Origin of the sequence: Mesorhizobium sp. M2E.F.Ca.ET.209.01.1.1, from assembly GCF_004010375.2 — a bacterium.
Lineage (GTDB): Bacteria > Pseudomonadota > Alphaproteobacteria > Rhizobiales > Rhizobiaceae > Mesorhizobium.
Genome location: NZ_SADP02000715.1, coordinates 1 through 329, shown reverse-complemented (window position 1 = coordinate 329; position 329 = coordinate 1). Strand labels below are relative to the sequence as shown.

The following is a 329-nucleotide window of genomic DNA, read 5'->3' as shown; positions in this document are numbered from 1 at the left end:
CTGGCTGGCCGCATCCTGGCAATCACTCCCGCCGATAGCGCCCTCGGCATTCTTCTTCCGAATACGGCCTTCTTCCCGCTGGCGATGCTGGCGAGCATGGCCGCAGGGCGGCCTATGGTGCCCCTCAACACGAGGGATCCGGATACTAGGATCAATGCGATCGTCTCCGAGGCGCGGTTGTCGACTGTCATAGGGGATGGAGACGTCCGACCCACGGACCTGCCGCGAGTTGTCGGCTGGATAAATGTGTCGCCCCGCGGCGAACCGAAGAGCAATCGCGTTCCCCAACTCCATGCGGTATCCGTCGATGCACCCGCGATCGTTCTTTA

General features: G+C 62.3%; 1 protein-coding gene. It reads left to right on the top strand.

From position 1 onward, the window contains the following. A partial coding sequence (locus tag EN852_RS41930) for an AMP-binding protein (protein WP_348643539.1) occupies positions 1-329 on the top strand: 329 nt, incomplete at both ends.